Consider the following 13,660-nt stretch of genomic DNA (forward strand, 5'->3'; position numbering starts at 1 on the left):
GCGAAGCGAAGCAATCCATCGCGCGGCGGACGCGGACGCATGGATTGCTTCGTCGCTTTCGCTCCTCGCAATGACGGGAGAAACCCTTGATTTTCGTAACCCGTTCCCGTCATGGTCGCACGCCATGACAAACCAGCCCTTCTTCACCCGGCACGGCGACGGCTTCATGCCGACGTCAGTTGCCAACGGACCGTGGAGTCCGGAATCCCTGCACGGCCGTGTCGTGATCGGCCTGCTCGGCTTCGTCATCGAGGAGCGCCACGGCTCCGACGAGTTCGTGCCCGCGCGACTGACCGTCGACATGTTCCGGCTGCCCAACATCACGACGCCGATCGAGGTGACGACAAAGCTCGTCCGCGACGGCATGCGCATCAAGATGGTCGAGGCCGAGTTTGTCTCCGGCGGCACCATCATGGCGCGCGCCTCCTGCCAATTGTTGCGTAGGACGGAAAATGCTCCCGGCAATGTGTGGTCGCCGCCGAACTGGCAGGTGCCGGCGCCGGCTGACATCCCGAAGCCGGCCGATCCGAGGCTCGGCATGAACGGCAAATGGGAGACGCGGCCGATCACGGGCCATATGGGCTCGCTCGGCGAACGGAGGCTCTGGATGAGCGAGGTGCGCGAGCTCGTCGCCGGTGTGAAGATGACGCCGTTCGTCCATGTCGCCACCGGCGCTGACTTCGCCAGCCCCTTCGCGAACGCCGGCGACCAGGGCCTCGGCTACATCAACAGCGACGTCACGATCTATCTGCATCGTTTGCCGGTGACCAACTGGATCGGCTTCGAGGTCGTCAATCACCACGCCACCGACGGCATCGCGATCGGCGAATGCTGGCTCTATGACGAGAAGGGTCCGATCGGCACGTCGACCGTGGCGGCGCTCGCCCAGCGCAAGCCGATGACCAACCCGCCGCCGCCGTAGATTCCCACCGTAGTCATTCCGGGGCGCCCGCAGCGCGAGCCCGGAATCCATTCCTCTACCAGCGTTGCGGCCCGATGGATGCCGGGCCTGCGCCTGACGGCGCATCCCGGAATGACGACAGAGAAGTCCGTCGCGCAGCTCAAGCCAAATGCCGTTGCATCTCCGGCCGTGCCCTCAGCGCTGCGCCCTGCTTGGCGACGATCTTCGCAATCCGCTCCGGCGCGAAGTTCAGGTCGACGAAGGCGGGCGCGGTGTTGGCGACCTCGTGATACTCCATGATCTTGCCGTCGCGCAGCCGCATGATCGCGACACCCTCGAACATCGCCCGTGCGCCCTTGGCTTCCGGCAGGATCGAGCGGTAGCTGAACGTGTAGCGCGCGTAGAGCGTCGTGCCGTCGCTGACGGGATCGTGCATCACCCAGCGGAAATCGGTCGCGGTGCGGTAGAACCAGTCGTCGATCATCTCGGCGATTTTGGCATGGCCCGCGAACGCGCCGTAGAACACGTCGTGATAGACGCCGTCCTCGGTGAAAAGATCGGCAAAGGCCTTGCCGTTGCGCTGCTCGACCGCGTCGCAGAACGCGCGCAGCATCGTTGTCGTGTCCATTGGCGTTGCTCCCAGCCACTCTGTCATGCCCCGCGCAGGCGGGGCATCCAGTATTCCAGAGCGGTTGCCTTAGATCGAGAGGCCACAGCGTACTGGATCATCCGCTTTCGCGGATGATGACGTCGTGCAAGATGAAAGCGCTTAGCCGATCTCCGCCACCGCCGCGATGATGCGCGCGATGTCCTGCGGGCGCGACAGGCGGTGGTCGCCGTCCTGGATCATGGTCAGCACCACGTCCTCGGCGGGCAGCCGGTGCACCAGCGCGAAGGCGTGCTTCCACGGCACGTCGGGGTCCAGCGCGCCTTGCAGGATGCGCACCGGGCAGCCGACATCGATTTGGCTTCCGAGCAGCAGGTGGTTGCGGCCCTCCGCGATCAAATTGCGGGTGATCGGATAGGGCGAGCCGTCGCCATATTCCGACGGCCTGAGCCACATGCCCTTGGTCTCGATCTCGGCGCGGATCTCCGGCGAGAAGCCCTTCCACATCAATTCCTCGGTGAAATCGGGCGCCGGCGCGATCAGCACCAGACCGGCGAGCTTCTCCTTGCCGCGCCTTGCGATCTCGCGCGCCAGCAGCAGCGCCATCCAGCCGCCCATCGAGGAACCGATCACGACCTGCGGCCCGCGGCAGAACTGCGAGAACACAGCCAGACTCTCCTCGAGCCAGCGGCCAATGGTGCCGTCGACGAATTCGCCGCCGGATTCGCCGTGGCCGGAATAGTCGAACCGGACCGAGCTGCGGCCGTGCTCGGCGGCCCATGCATCGAGCGCGATCGCCTTGGTGCCGGACATGTCGGACTTGAAGCCGCCGAGCCAGAATAGGCCCGGCGCACCATTTGTGCTGCCTGGCGCACCATTTGTGCTGCCCGGGCCGCGGCCGGCGCGGGCGCGCACCGCGATCCGGCGCGCCGCACTGCCCTCGCCGACCTCGATGAAGGCGGGTTCCTGTCCGGTTGCGGCGGTTTGGCTCATGGTTCGGTCACTCGCGTGTCAGAGATCTGGTTTTCAATCGTCGCGCGGCAGCGGTCAACGGCAGCACGCGACGCCTTGCGGAGCGCATGCACCCGCTATATGTGCCGGGCGTGGCCAAAATGCCTCGCAATTGGCGGTTTTGCCGCTTAAAGGAGCGAGTTCGCTTGCCCGGTGCAGCGTCTTGCTTCAAAATATCCGCCTTCCCTTTCACAACTTTGGAGAGTTACCCATTCGCCGTCCCAATAGAGCCCCGCCCACAGTCGCCAAAGACGGGCCGCGCACCAATGATGAGATTCGCAACGCGCAGATCCAGCTGATCGATGCCGATGGTGTCAACAAGGGCACCGTCGAGACCATGGTTGCCATCAAGATGGCCATGGAAGCCGGCATGGACCTCGTCGAGATTTCGCCGAATGTCAGTCCTCCGGTCTGCAAGATCATGGACTACGGCAAGTACAAATATTCCGCGCAGAAGAAGGCCGCCGAGGCCCGCAAGAAGCAGAAGGTCGTCGAGATCAAGGAGATCAAGCTCCGCCCGATGATCGACGATCACGACTATGACGTGAAGATGCGCGCGATGCAGCGCTTCTTCGAGGAAGGCGACAAGGTCAAGATCACCTTGCGCTACCGCGGTCGTGAGATGGCGCACCAGGAGATCGGCACCAAGCTGCTGGACAAGGTGAAGGCCGACGTGGCCGAGTTCGCCAAGGTCGAGCAGGACGCGAAGTTCGAAGGCCGCCAGGTCGTGATGGTGCTGGCACCGCGCTAGTTCGAATTGGTTTGTAGGCTCTGTGAAACGGCCCGTCAGGCGACCTGGCGGGCCGTTTCTATTTCGAAGCCCGTAGCCCGGATGAAGCGCAGCGAAATCCGGGAAAGTCGATCCGCGGCGACAGCTGCCCCGGATTGCGCTTCGCTCCATCCGGGCTACCCGGTTCCCGCCCGTTTGGCTGTCTCAAACGTTGCAAAACCGCCGATCCTCTGTCATAAGCCGGGCCTTCGCCGCCCGGCTGATCAAGGGCTGCCGTGGCGACGTCCAGTGCAGGTTCTTTCAATTCGGAAAAAACCCTAGCACTTTCAACGCTCTAACGAGCATTTTAGCCGGCCGGACGCCTCTCGGGGCGATTTTCGTGCTGTGCGACAGGAGAGCTAAATGCCCAAGTTGAAGACCAAGTCGGGCGCTAAAAAGCGCTTCAAGGTGACTGCCACTGGCAAAGTGATGCACGCCCAGCGCGGCAAGCGCCACGGCATGATCAAGCGGACGAAGAAGCAGATCCGTCAGCTCCGCGGCACCCGCGTGCTGTTCAAGACCGACGGCGACAACGTCAAGAAGTACTTCTTGCCGAACGCCTGATCGCTCCGATCCGCTTGAACCCTCGCCGCGCCAGCGCGGCGCCCCGTCACCTCTTCCAGATCAAGGATTTCCGTCATGTCTCGCGTCAAACGCGGTGTGACCGCTCACGCCAAGCACAAGAAAGTCTACAAGGCCGCCAAGGGCTATTACGGCCGCCGCAAGAACACCATCCGCGTCGCCAAGCAGGCCGTCGAAAAGGCCGGCCAGTACGCCTTCCGCGACCGCAAGCGCAAGAAGCGCACCTTCCGCGCGCTCTGGATCCAGCGCATCAACGCCGCGGTCCGTCCGTTCGGCATGACCTACAGCGTGTTCATCAACGGCCTGTCCAAGTCGGGCGTCGTGGTCGACCGCAAGGTGCTGTCGGATCTTGCGATCCACGAGCCGGTTGCGTTCCAGGCGATCGCCGAGAAGGCCAAGGCGGCGCTGGCGGCCTGATTCTAGCGGGCCTTGAGGCCCGCTTTCAGCGCCTTCTGCGAATAGCGCTGGGCGACGATCGCCCGGCAGAACGCGGTGAACGAGCGGTACATGGTGCCGCTTTCGTTGTCGTATTTGTGGTCGCAGCGCCTGAGCTGGCCGGCATAGGCCTTCTTCTGCGACGCTCCGAGGCCGGACAGGAAGTCCCCCTCGCATTTCTTCTCGACCACCTCGCCGAACTGGACGTCCCCGCTGGCTCCATATTCGCACGCCTCGAAGACCTTCATCGCGCGGTTGCAGCTCGGCGCCTTCTCGAGCTCCGCGATGATGTCGTCCATCTGGGTCGATTTGGCGGGGCATTCCTCGGTCGCGGCCTGCGCCGTTCCGAGCATCAACAGGACCGCCGGCACGGCCAGGCAGGATCGCAGCAACATCGCGTGGGTCTCCTTGAACTCCCCCTTGGGTAGCGCGGCCAGCGCGGGGGGTTCAATGCAGCCGGCCATAAGCCCGAAATGACCGGCTTTTTGCTTGACGTTACGGCCTTCGGGCGGCGACAACCCAGCCGAATTTTCCCGCATGGTCCGCAAGTCGGGTCCCGGACCGCTTCCGGTTCTTCCCTCCAGATCATGCTCCGCTCAAGCAGGAATTGACCGTGTCCGACCTCGCAACGCTCGAAACATCCATCCTCGACCAGATCGCCTCGGCCGGTGACGAGGCCGCCCTGGAGGCAGTGCGCGTCGCAGCGCTCGGCAAGAAGGGCTCGATCTCGGCCTTGCTCGCCACCCTCGGCAAGATGTCGCCGGAGGAGCGCAAGACCGAAGGCGCCAAGATCAACCTTGCGAAGGATGCGGTGACGCAGGCACTCGCGGCCAGGCGCGACGTGCTGAAAGCGGCCGCGCTCGATGCACGCCTCGCCGCGGAGACCATCGATGTCACGCTGCCGCTGCGCGAGACGCCGGCGGAGACCGGCCGCATCCATCCGCTGAGCCAGGTCTGGGACGAGCTCACCACGATCTTCGCCGACATGGGCTTTGCGGTCGCCGAAGGTCCCGACATCGAGACCGACGACTACAACTTCACCAAGTTGAACTTCCCCGAAGGCCATCCCGCCCGCGAAATGCACGACACCTTCTTCTTCAACCCGAAGGAAGATGGCTCGCGCATGCTGCTGCGGACCCACACCTCGCCGGTGCAGGTGCGCACGATGCTGAGTAAGACACCGCCGATCCGCGTGATCTGTCCGGGCCGCACCTATCGCATCGACTCCGATGCGACGCACACGCCGCAATTCCACCAGGTCGAGGGTCTCGTGATCGACAAGGCCTCGCATCTCGGCCACCTCAAATGGATCCTGCACGAGTTCTGCAAGGCGTTCTTCGAGGTCGACCACATCAACATGCGGTTCCGGCCGTCGTTCTTCCCGTTCACCGAGCCGTCGCTCGAGGTCGACATCCAGTGTCGCCGCGACAAGGGCGAGATTCGCTTCGGCGAGGGCGAGGACTGGATGGAGATCCTTGGCTGCGGCATGGTGCACCCGAACGTGCTGCGCGCCTGCGGCATCGATCCCGACGTCTACCAGGGTTTTGCCTGGGGCATGGGCATCGATCGCATCGCGATGCTGAAATACGGCATCGCCGATCTCCGCCAGTTGTTCGAGAACGACATCCGCTGGCTCGACCATTACGGCTTCAAGCCGCTCGACATCCCGACCATCGCGGGGGGATTGAGTACGTGATGTCGGTGAGCGCAAACGACATTGCGAACACGCTCTCCGTTCCCTCCCCCCTTGCGGGGGAGGGTCAGGGAGAGGGGTGGCCGCGGGCACTGAACGCAGTCGTCGCCCTGTACATCTCCGCGAGTCCTTTTTCCTTGGATGTCGCTCACGCTAGCCACAGCACAACATCGTTTCGAGCAAGCGGCGTACCCCTCTCCCCAACCCTCCCCCGCGAGGGGGGAGGGAGCCATACCGCCGTCGCAAGCACGCTAATCAACACCAACAAGAACCGAGGCATGCAGCCGTGAAGTTCACCCTCTCCTGGCTGAAGGAACATCTCGAGACCGACGAGCCGCTCGACAAGCTCGCCGACAAGCTCACCATGATCGGGCTCGAGGTCGAGAACATCGAGGACAAGGCGAAACAGCTCGCGCCGTTCACGATCGCGCGCGTGATCTCGGCCGAGCAGCATCCGAACGCCGACCGGCTGCGCGTCTGCATGGTCGATACCGGCGACGGGGCTGAGCCGGTGCAGGTGGTGTGCGGCGCGCCGAACGCGCGTGCCGGGCTGGTCAGCGTGTTCTCGCCGCCTGGCACCTACATTCCCGGCAAGAACATCACGCTCGGCGTCGGCACGATCCGCGGCGTCGAGAGCCGCGGCATGCTGTGCTCGGCGGCCGAGTTGCAGATCTCGGAAGACCACGACGGCATCATGGAGTTGCCGGCCGACGCGCCGCTCGGCAAGGGCTATGCCGACTGGGCCGGCCTCGGCGATCCCACGATCGAGATCAATCTGACGCCGAACCGGCAGGACTGCACCGGTGTGCACGGCATCGCGCGCGATCTCGCCGCAGCCGACATGGGCAAATTCAAGGATCCCGGCATCAGGCCGATCAAGGGCGAATTCCCCTGCCCGGTTCAGGTCAAGGTTGAAGACGCCGCGCTGTGTCCGGGCTTCGCGCTGCGGCTGGTACGCGGCGTCAAGAACGGTCCGTCGCCGGAATGGCTGCAGAAGCGGCTGACCTCGATCGGCCTGCGCCCGATCAACGCGCTGGTCGACATCACCAACTTCATGACCTACGACCGCGCCCGCCCGCTGCACGTGTTCGACGCCAAGAAGGTGCAGGGCGACCTCACCGTCCGCCGCGCCAAGGATGGCGAGACGCTGCTTGCGCTCGACGGCCGCACCTACACGCTCGACAGCAACATCTGCGTGATCGCGGACGAGCACGGCGTCGAATCGCTCGCCGGCATCATGGGCGGCGAGGCCTCGGGCTGCGACGACAACACCACCGATGTGCTGATCGAATCGGCGCTGTGGAACGAGATCAACATCGCGCAGACCGGCCGCAAGCTCGGCATCAATTCGGATGCGCGCTACCGATTCGAGCGCGGCGTCGATCCGGCCTTCATGGTGCCCGGGCTCGAGCTCGCGACCAAGCTGGTGCTGGATCTCTGCGGCGGCACGCCGTCCGAGAACGTCGTGGTCGGCAAGCAGTTCGGCGAGGATCGCGTCATCGACTTCCCGCTCACCGAGGTGAAGCGGCTCGCCGGCATCGAGGTGCCGCTGGTCGAGGTCAAGCTGATCCTGACCCGGCTCGGCTTCATGCTGGCCGGCAACGGCCCGGTCGTGAAGATCGCGATCCCATCCTGGCGCACCGACGTGCAGGGCAAGGCCGACATCGTCGAGGAGATCGTGCGCATCGTCGGCGTCGACAAGGTACCGATGACGCCGTTCGATCGCGGCGAGGAGCCGCGCAAGCCGGTGCTGACGCCGATGCAGCTGCGCACCCGCCGCGCCAAGCGCGCACTCGGCGTCCGCGGCATGGTGGAGGCCGTGACCTGGTCGTTCATCACCAATGACGCGGCAAAGCTGTTCGGCGGCGGCCAGAGCGAGCTCGTGCTCGCCAACCCGATCGCAGCCGATCTCTCCGACATGCGGCCGAGCCTGCTGCCTGGCCTGGTTGCCGCCACTCAGGCCAACATCAACCGCGGCACTCCCGATGTCGCGCTGTTCGAGGTCGGCCAGGTGTTCCGCGGCGACAAGCCGGAAGACCAGCTGGTGGCCGCTTCCGGCGTGCGCCATGGCTATGCCTCGTCGAAGGGAATCGGGCGGCACTGGACCGGCGCGGCTGCGGCGGACGCAATGGATGCCAAGGCCGACGCCTTCGCCGTGCTGGCCGCGGCCGGCGCGCCGATGCAGGCGCTGCAGATCGTTCCCGGCGGCCCGGCGTGGCTGCATCCGGGACGTTCCGGCACCATCCAGATCGGCCCGCAGAACGTGCTCGGATATTTCGGCGAGCTGCACCCGCGTGCGGCCGAGGCCCTCGGCGCCGACGGCCCGATGATCGTGTTCGAGGTGATCCTCGAGCGCATCCCGCAAGGCAAGCAGCGGGCGACGCGCGCCAAGCCGGTGCTGGAGCTATCGGCATTCCAGCCGGTGTCGCGCGACTTCGCCTTCATCGTCGATCGCGGCGTCAAGGCCGGCGATATCGTCCGCGCGGCGCAGGGTGTCGACAAGAAGCTGATCACGGATGTCACCGTGTTCGACGTCTATGAAGGCAAGGGCATCGATCCCGGCAAGAAATCGATCGCGATCGCGGTGACGATTCAGCCGCGTGAGAAGACGATGACCGACCAGGAGATCGACGCTGTCGCGGCCAAGGTCGTCACCGAGGTGACCAAGAAGACCGGCGGCACGCTGCGGGCGTGACGCCGGCGCGGCGGCTGCCTTGAGACTCGCCGCTTGCGGGGAATCCATCACCGTCACCCTGAGGAGGCCGCGTAGCGGCCGTCTCGAAGGGTCGACGGCCCCGTCTGTGGCCGATTCATCCTTCGAGGCTCGCTCCGCTCGCGCCTCAGGATGACGGGTTTGAATTGCGAGTGCTTTGTATCAAGACATCAGTTCATTCGCCGCCTAGCTAGTTGAACGTTATTCCCACCGCATGACCTCCTTCAGCCTCATCCCATCCGACGTGTCGAGCAGCATCGCCCTCGTAATCTGCGCGATCGCGTTCGTGTCGGGTACGGCGCGCGGCTTCTCCGGCTTCGGCTCGGCGCTGATCTTCATGCCGCTCGCGAGCAGCGTCGCTGCGCCGCGGCTGGTGGCGGCGCTGCTGCTTGTGATCGATTTCGTGGCCGCCACGCCGCTGCTGCCGAACGCCTGGACTCACGCCGACCGCAAGGCCACCGCGGTGATGGTCGCCGGCGCGCTGGTCGGCGTGCCCATCGGCACCTATTTCCTGACCGTGCTCGAGCCGGTGACCACGCGCTGGATCATCTCCTGTTTCGTCGCAGCGTTGCTGGTGCTGCTGCTGTCGGGCTGGCGCTACCACGGCAAGGATCACGCCGCGCTTTCGATCGGCGTCGGCGGCCTCTCCGGCTTCTGTAGCGGTCTCGCGCAGACTGGCGGCCCACCGATCGTCGCCTACTGGCTGGGCCGCCCGATCTCGTCGGTGATCTCGCGCGCCAACATCGTGCTGTTCTTCGGGGCCTCGGATTTCTTCTCGCTGGTGAGCTACTGGTTCACCGGGCTGATCACGATCGAATCGATCAAGTTCTCGCTGATCGTGGGTCCGGTTTATGGCATCGGCGTTTGGTTCGGCGCCTCGCTGTTCGGCAAGGCGAGCGAGCAGGTGTTTCGCGCGATCTGCTACGCGCTGATCGCCGCCGCCGTCATCGTCGGCCTGCCGGCGCTTGATGGCATCCTGCGCGGCGGCTAGGGTCGCCTCAAAGACTTCAGGGAGGAACCGATGATCGATCGGCGCAATGCATTGAAACTGGCGCTCGGCGGCGCCGCCGTGCTCGCGGCGCCCGGCGTGCGCGCGCAAGATGCAAAACCGCTCACCCGCATCGTGTTCCTCGGCACCAAGGGCGGGCCGCGCGTCGGCAATGGCGCCTCCAATCCCGCCAACCTCGTCGTCGTCAACGACACACCGTTTGTCATTGATTGCGGCATGGGCGTCAGCCGCCAGCTGGTCCGCGCCGGCGTGCCGATCCCGTCAGTGAAGTACATTCTCGTCAGCCACCACCATTCCGATCACAATCTGGAATACGGCAATCTGGTCTACAACGCCTGGGCGGCCGGCCTCTCGACGCCGATCCATTCGTTCGGTCCCAAGGGCATCGAGGCGATGACCAAGGAATATTGGGAGCTGAACAAGTTCGATGTCGAGACCCGGATCGAGGACGAAGGCCGGCCCGACCCGCGCAAATTGCTAATCGCGAAGGACATCACCGACGACGGCGTGGTGCTGAAGACGCCTGATGTCACCGTCACCGCCTTCCGCACGCCGCATCCGCCGATCACGGACAATTTCGCCTACAAGTTCGAGACACCGGACGGTGTGATCGTGTTCTCCAGCGACACCGCCTACAATCCGAAGCTCGCCGAGTTTGCTGGGGGTGCCGACGTGCTGGTGCACGAGTGTCTCTATGTCCCCGCGGTCGACCGGCTGGTGGCAAAGACCAAGAACGGCGCGACGCTGAAGAAGCATCTGCTCGATAGTCACACTTCGACCGAAGACGTCGGACGCATCGCCGCCGCCGCCGGCGTCAAGATGCTGGTGCTCAGCCACTTCGTCCCCGGCGACGATCCTCAAGTCACCGACGACGACTGGACCCGCGACGTGAAGACGAATTTCAAGGGCCGAATCGTGGTGGCGAAGGATTTGATGGAGCTGAGATTGCCGGTGTGAGGCGGCGCGAACTCCCTCAACTCGTCATTCGCCGGCGCGCAACGAGAGGCAGAACTCGCGTCCCACATACGCTGTCATCGCTCCCGGTCTGACCGGCGATCCAGTACGCCGTGGCCCCTCAATTCAAGCACAGGCGTCTCTGGAATACTGGATCACCTGCCTTCGCGGGTGATGATACCGCGTGCTTGGCATCTTGAATCGAGGATCAACCCATCGCAGCCCGCGATGCCTGATCTCTCCGACCATCAATTCATTGGTCCCGCGGACCGGTGCGGCGCGCGCTTTCGCTGTTTTGCCGCCGGCGCTGCCGGCTCCGGCGTCGCATCCCTGGCCCCGCCGATCCTGCGTAGCGCGGCGTCGGCAGCGCGCTCGCCGCTTTCCCAGGCGCCGTCGACGGTGCCCCACAGGGTCTCGTGCGTGGCTTCTCCCGCGAGATACATCGCGCCGATCGGCTCGGCGAGGATTTTGCGCGAGAATTGCGCGCCGGGTGCCGCCGCCGACATCGCGCCTTGAATGAAGGGCTGTGCATTCCAGCGCGTCACGCTGGTCTGCTTCACGGCACCGCCGACCTCGCTGCCGTAGAGCCTGGTCAGCCATTCCACCGCGAACGCCGACATCGCTTGCTCGCCCTGCGCGGACAAATCGCGGCCGAACGAGCCGGCGACGTCGATCGTGCACAGCGAGGAGCCTGCGATATTGCCGTAGAGCAGCGCAGTCCTGGTCGAATTGCTCTGCTCGATGATGACGTCATCGCGCGACAGCCCGAGCGGATTGCCGGGGATCTGCAATGCGATGCGATCGTAGCTGCCGAGGGTCAGCTTGGCGGCGGCGTCCAGCGCGCGCTTCGGCAGTTCGGGCGCGAACTTGATATTGCCGCCCGCGAGCACGTTGCTCGACACCGTGACGATGGCGGCGCGCGCGGTGATCTTGCCAGATGGCGTCTCGACCATCACGTCGCGATTGCTCCACAGGATACGCTGCGCCGGCGTCGACAACACGAGCGGCAGTCCCTCGCCGAGCTTTGCGATCAGCGCACCGAGCCCTTGCCGGCAGGCGATCGCGGTGTTGCGATCCTGCGCACGCACCTTATCGACGGCGGAGAGGTCCTTCAGATCCTTGCCGCTGAAATTGGCGCCGAGCAGGAATTCCGCGGTGCCGGCCCAATCGCCGAGATCCTTCGGCATCGCCGCGGCACAGGCGATATCGGCCTTGCGCGAGGCGTCGTCGATGGCGCGATTGGCACGGACCAGCGCCGCCAGAAATTCCTCGGTCTCGCCGGGACGGGCGTAGCGGCGCCCGATGCGAATCTTCTGGCCCGCGGGCGCCGTGACGATGTCGAGGCCGGCGGACCGCGCCAGCCGGATCATCGGATTGGTCTCGGGATTGTGCATCCAGCGCGCGCCGCGGTCGAACGGCACGCCGAAGGTCGACGGATCGGTCTGGCAGCGACCACCGACCTGGCCGGACGCCTCCAGCACGATCACCTTGCGGTTTGCGGCGGCGATCCGCCGCGCTGCGGCGATGCCTGCGGCACCGGCGCCAATCACGACGATGTCGGCCTCGCGCGGCGGCGGCGCAGCAACGGCCCGGCTACCCAGCACCGGCACCAGCGCCAGTCCTGCGGTCGCCGACAGGAAATCGCGGCGGGTCACTGTCATGACTTAGCTTCTGGCATGGTTTCCGGAGACTTGCAGGGAATGGGAACGCTTCGCGAACTGTGCCGCATCTCACCGACCGCAGCAACACTCATGGTAAATCAATCATGATTGATCGGTTGCAGGCATGAACCAAATTGCAACGGCTTACGACCATGATTAAGTCGAACGAAGCGGTCGTAGAACCGCTGGGGGGAATCCATGGGCGTAATGCTCGATACCGTCGGTAAATGGATTGCGGGGTACCTGCAGAAGGAGGTCCCCGGTTACGAACCGTTCACGCCGAGCGATCCGGACCATCTGCGGAGCATCATGCAGCCCGGCGATGTGCTGCTGGTCGAAGGCAACAACCGCATTTCCGGCATCATCAAGTACCTCACGCAATCGACCTGGTCCCATGCCGCGCTGTTCGTCGGACCGATCGACGGTGCGTTCGAGCCTGACGGTGAGCAGCATGTGCTGATCGAGGCCAATATCGGCGAAGGCGTGACCTCCGCGCCGCTATCGAAATATCTGGCCTATCATACCCGCCTCTGCCGTCCGGTTGGACTGTCGTTCGAGGACCGCACCACGGTGTGCCGCTATGCCATCAATCGCATCGGCTTCGGCTACGACACCAAGAACATCGTCGATCTCGCGCGCTATCTGTTTCCGCTGCCGATCCCGCAGCGCTGGCGCCGCCGCATGATCGCGTTCGGCTCCGGCGATCCGACCAAGATCATCTGCTCGGCATTGATCGCACAGGCGTTCGACGCCGTGCGCTATCCGATCCTGCCCAAGATCACGCGGGCCGCCAGCCGCAAGGCGCGCCGCGAGATCCTGCATATCCGCGACTCCTCGCTCTACATGCCGCGCGACTTCGACATCTCGCCCTATTTCGAAGTCGTCAAACCCACCATCGTGCACGGTTTCGACTACACGGCCCTGCACTGGGCCGACAAGCAGAAGCCGCTCCAGGAGGTAGCCGGCGCATTCGGTGTGTTTCCAGGATCGCCGCCGCTTGTTCCTGAAGCGATTGACGAAGAGACGGCGCTTCCGGTTGCGGAAATGACGACCGCGGCGGCATGACGCGTGCCGCTGGCTGGCTCAACCTGTCGGGCGTCGGCCGCGTCAACCATGATCTTGAATCCGTCTTGGCACTCGGCTTCGTCGTTGAGTTCTCGCGGCTGCATCATTAAAAGCGCGATGAGATTGGATCAAATCGTCATCGCACTTTAGGCCCTTGTTTGAGCATGATCTTTTCGGAAAACCGCTTCGCACTTTTCCGGATCATGCTTTAGAGTGCACGCGCTTCTGTTTTGCCTCATTCGGTAGTTTTACGGTGTTTT

13 protein-coding genes are annotated in these 13,660 nt (G+C 64.5%); 9 read left to right on the forward strand and 4 right to left on the reverse strand.

What is annotated here, in order from left to right:
* Positions 1-124 precede the first annotated feature (124 nt).
* The gene (locus tag ACVW17_RS07470) at positions 125-922 is read left to right on the forward strand and encodes an acyl-CoA thioesterase domain-containing protein (RefSeq protein ID WP_456751293.1); all 798 of its coding nucleotides are present in this window, start codon (positions 125-127) and stop codon (positions 920-922) included.
* Positions 923-1,061: 139 nt separating this feature from the next.
* Here ACVW17_RS07470 and ACVW17_RS07475 read toward each other — a convergent pair whose 3' ends face one another.
* Together ACVW17_RS07475 and ACVW17_RS07480 are read right to left on the reverse strand one after the other, a co-directional pair.
* Positions 1,062-1,529: a nuclear transport factor 2 family protein gene (locus ACVW17_RS07475; RefSeq protein ID WP_456751294.1), complete on the reverse strand. Its 468-nt coding sequence runs from the start codon at positions 1,527-1,529 to the stop codon at positions 1,062-1,064.
* Between the two features lie 141 nt (positions 1,530-1,670).
* The gene (locus ACVW17_RS07480) at positions 1,671-2,501 is read right to left on the reverse strand and encodes an alpha/beta hydrolase (protein WP_456751295.1); all 831 of its coding nucleotides are present in this window, start codon (positions 2,499-2,501) and stop codon (positions 1,671-1,673) included.
* A gap of 229 nt (positions 2,502-2,730) precedes the next feature.
* On the opposite strand from ACVW17_RS07480, the gene infC reads away from it, so the two are divergent.
* The 3 genes from infC (at position 2,731) to rplT (ending at position 4,287) form a co-directional block, all read left to right on the forward strand.
* Complete coding sequence (gene infC / locus ACVW17_RS07485) at positions 2,731-3,270, forward strand: translation initiation factor IF-3 (RefSeq protein WP_024584293.1); 540 nt, start codon at positions 2,731-2,733, stop codon at positions 3,268-3,270.
* 381 nt (positions 3,271-3,651) lie between these two features.
* The gene (rpmI, locus tag ACVW17_RS07490; protein WP_008539890.1) at positions 3,652-3,852 is read left to right on the forward strand and encodes a 50S ribosomal protein L35; all 201 of its coding nucleotides are present in this window, start codon (positions 3,652-3,654) and stop codon (positions 3,850-3,852) included.
* Positions 3,853-3,927: 75 nt separating this feature from the next.
* Positions 3,928-4,287 (forward strand): 50S ribosomal protein L20, encoded by a 360-nt coding sequence (gene rplT, locus ACVW17_RS07495; protein WP_018269297.1) that lies wholly within the window; start codon positions 3,928-3,930, stop codon positions 4,285-4,287.
* A gap of 2 nt (positions 4,288-4,289) precedes the next feature.
* Here rplT and ACVW17_RS07500 read toward each other — a convergent pair whose 3' ends face one another.
* Positions 4,290-4,700 (reverse strand): hypothetical protein, encoded by a 411-nt coding sequence (locus tag ACVW17_RS07500; protein ID WP_456751296.1) that lies wholly within the window; start codon positions 4,698-4,700, stop codon positions 4,290-4,292.
* Between the two features lie 218 nt (positions 4,701-4,918).
* Here ACVW17_RS07500 and pheS point away from each other — a divergent pair, with 218 nt between their 5' ends.
* From pheS to ACVW17_RS07520, 4 genes are all read left to right on the forward strand, one after another.
* A complete protein-coding gene (gene pheS / locus ACVW17_RS07505) occupies positions 4,919-6,001 on the forward strand; it encodes a phenylalanine--tRNA ligase subunit alpha (RefSeq protein ID WP_456751297.1) in 1,083 nt (360 codons plus the stop codon).
* 283 nt (positions 6,002-6,284) lie between these two features.
* Positions 6,285-8,693, forward strand: coding sequence for a phenylalanine--tRNA ligase subunit beta (gene pheT, locus ACVW17_RS07510; RefSeq protein WP_456751298.1), 2,409 nt, complete (start codon positions 6,285-6,287; stop codon positions 8,691-8,693).
* Positions 8,694-8,925: 232 nt separating this feature from the next.
* Positions 8,926-9,702, forward strand: coding sequence for a sulfite exporter TauE/SafE family protein (locus ACVW17_RS07515; RefSeq protein ID WP_456751299.1), 777 nt, complete (start codon positions 8,926-8,928; stop codon positions 9,700-9,702).
* A gap of 30 nt (positions 9,703-9,732) precedes the next feature.
* On the forward strand, positions 9,733-10,677 hold the full coding sequence (locus ACVW17_RS07520) for an MBL fold metallo-hydrolase (RefSeq protein ID WP_456751300.1): 945 nt from the start codon (positions 9,733-9,735) through the stop codon (positions 10,675-10,677).
* A 245-nt stretch (positions 10,678-10,922) separates the two neighbouring features.
* Here ACVW17_RS07520 and ACVW17_RS07525 read toward each other — a convergent pair whose 3' ends face one another.
* Positions 10,923-12,335, reverse strand: coding sequence for a flavin monoamine oxidase family protein (locus ACVW17_RS07525; protein ID WP_456751301.1), 1,413 nt, complete (start codon positions 12,333-12,335; stop codon positions 10,923-10,925).
* Between the two features lie 198 nt (positions 12,336-12,533).
* Between ACVW17_RS07525 and ACVW17_RS07530 the strand changes: the two genes are divergently transcribed.
* A complete protein-coding gene (locus ACVW17_RS07530) occupies positions 12,534-13,400 on the forward strand; it encodes a YiiX/YebB-like N1pC/P60 family cysteine hydrolase (protein ID WP_456751302.1) in 867 nt (288 codons plus the stop codon).
* Positions 13,401-13,660: the final 260 nt, after the last annotated feature.

It is taken from the genome of Bradyrhizobium sp. USDA 4473 (assembly GCF_054063335.1).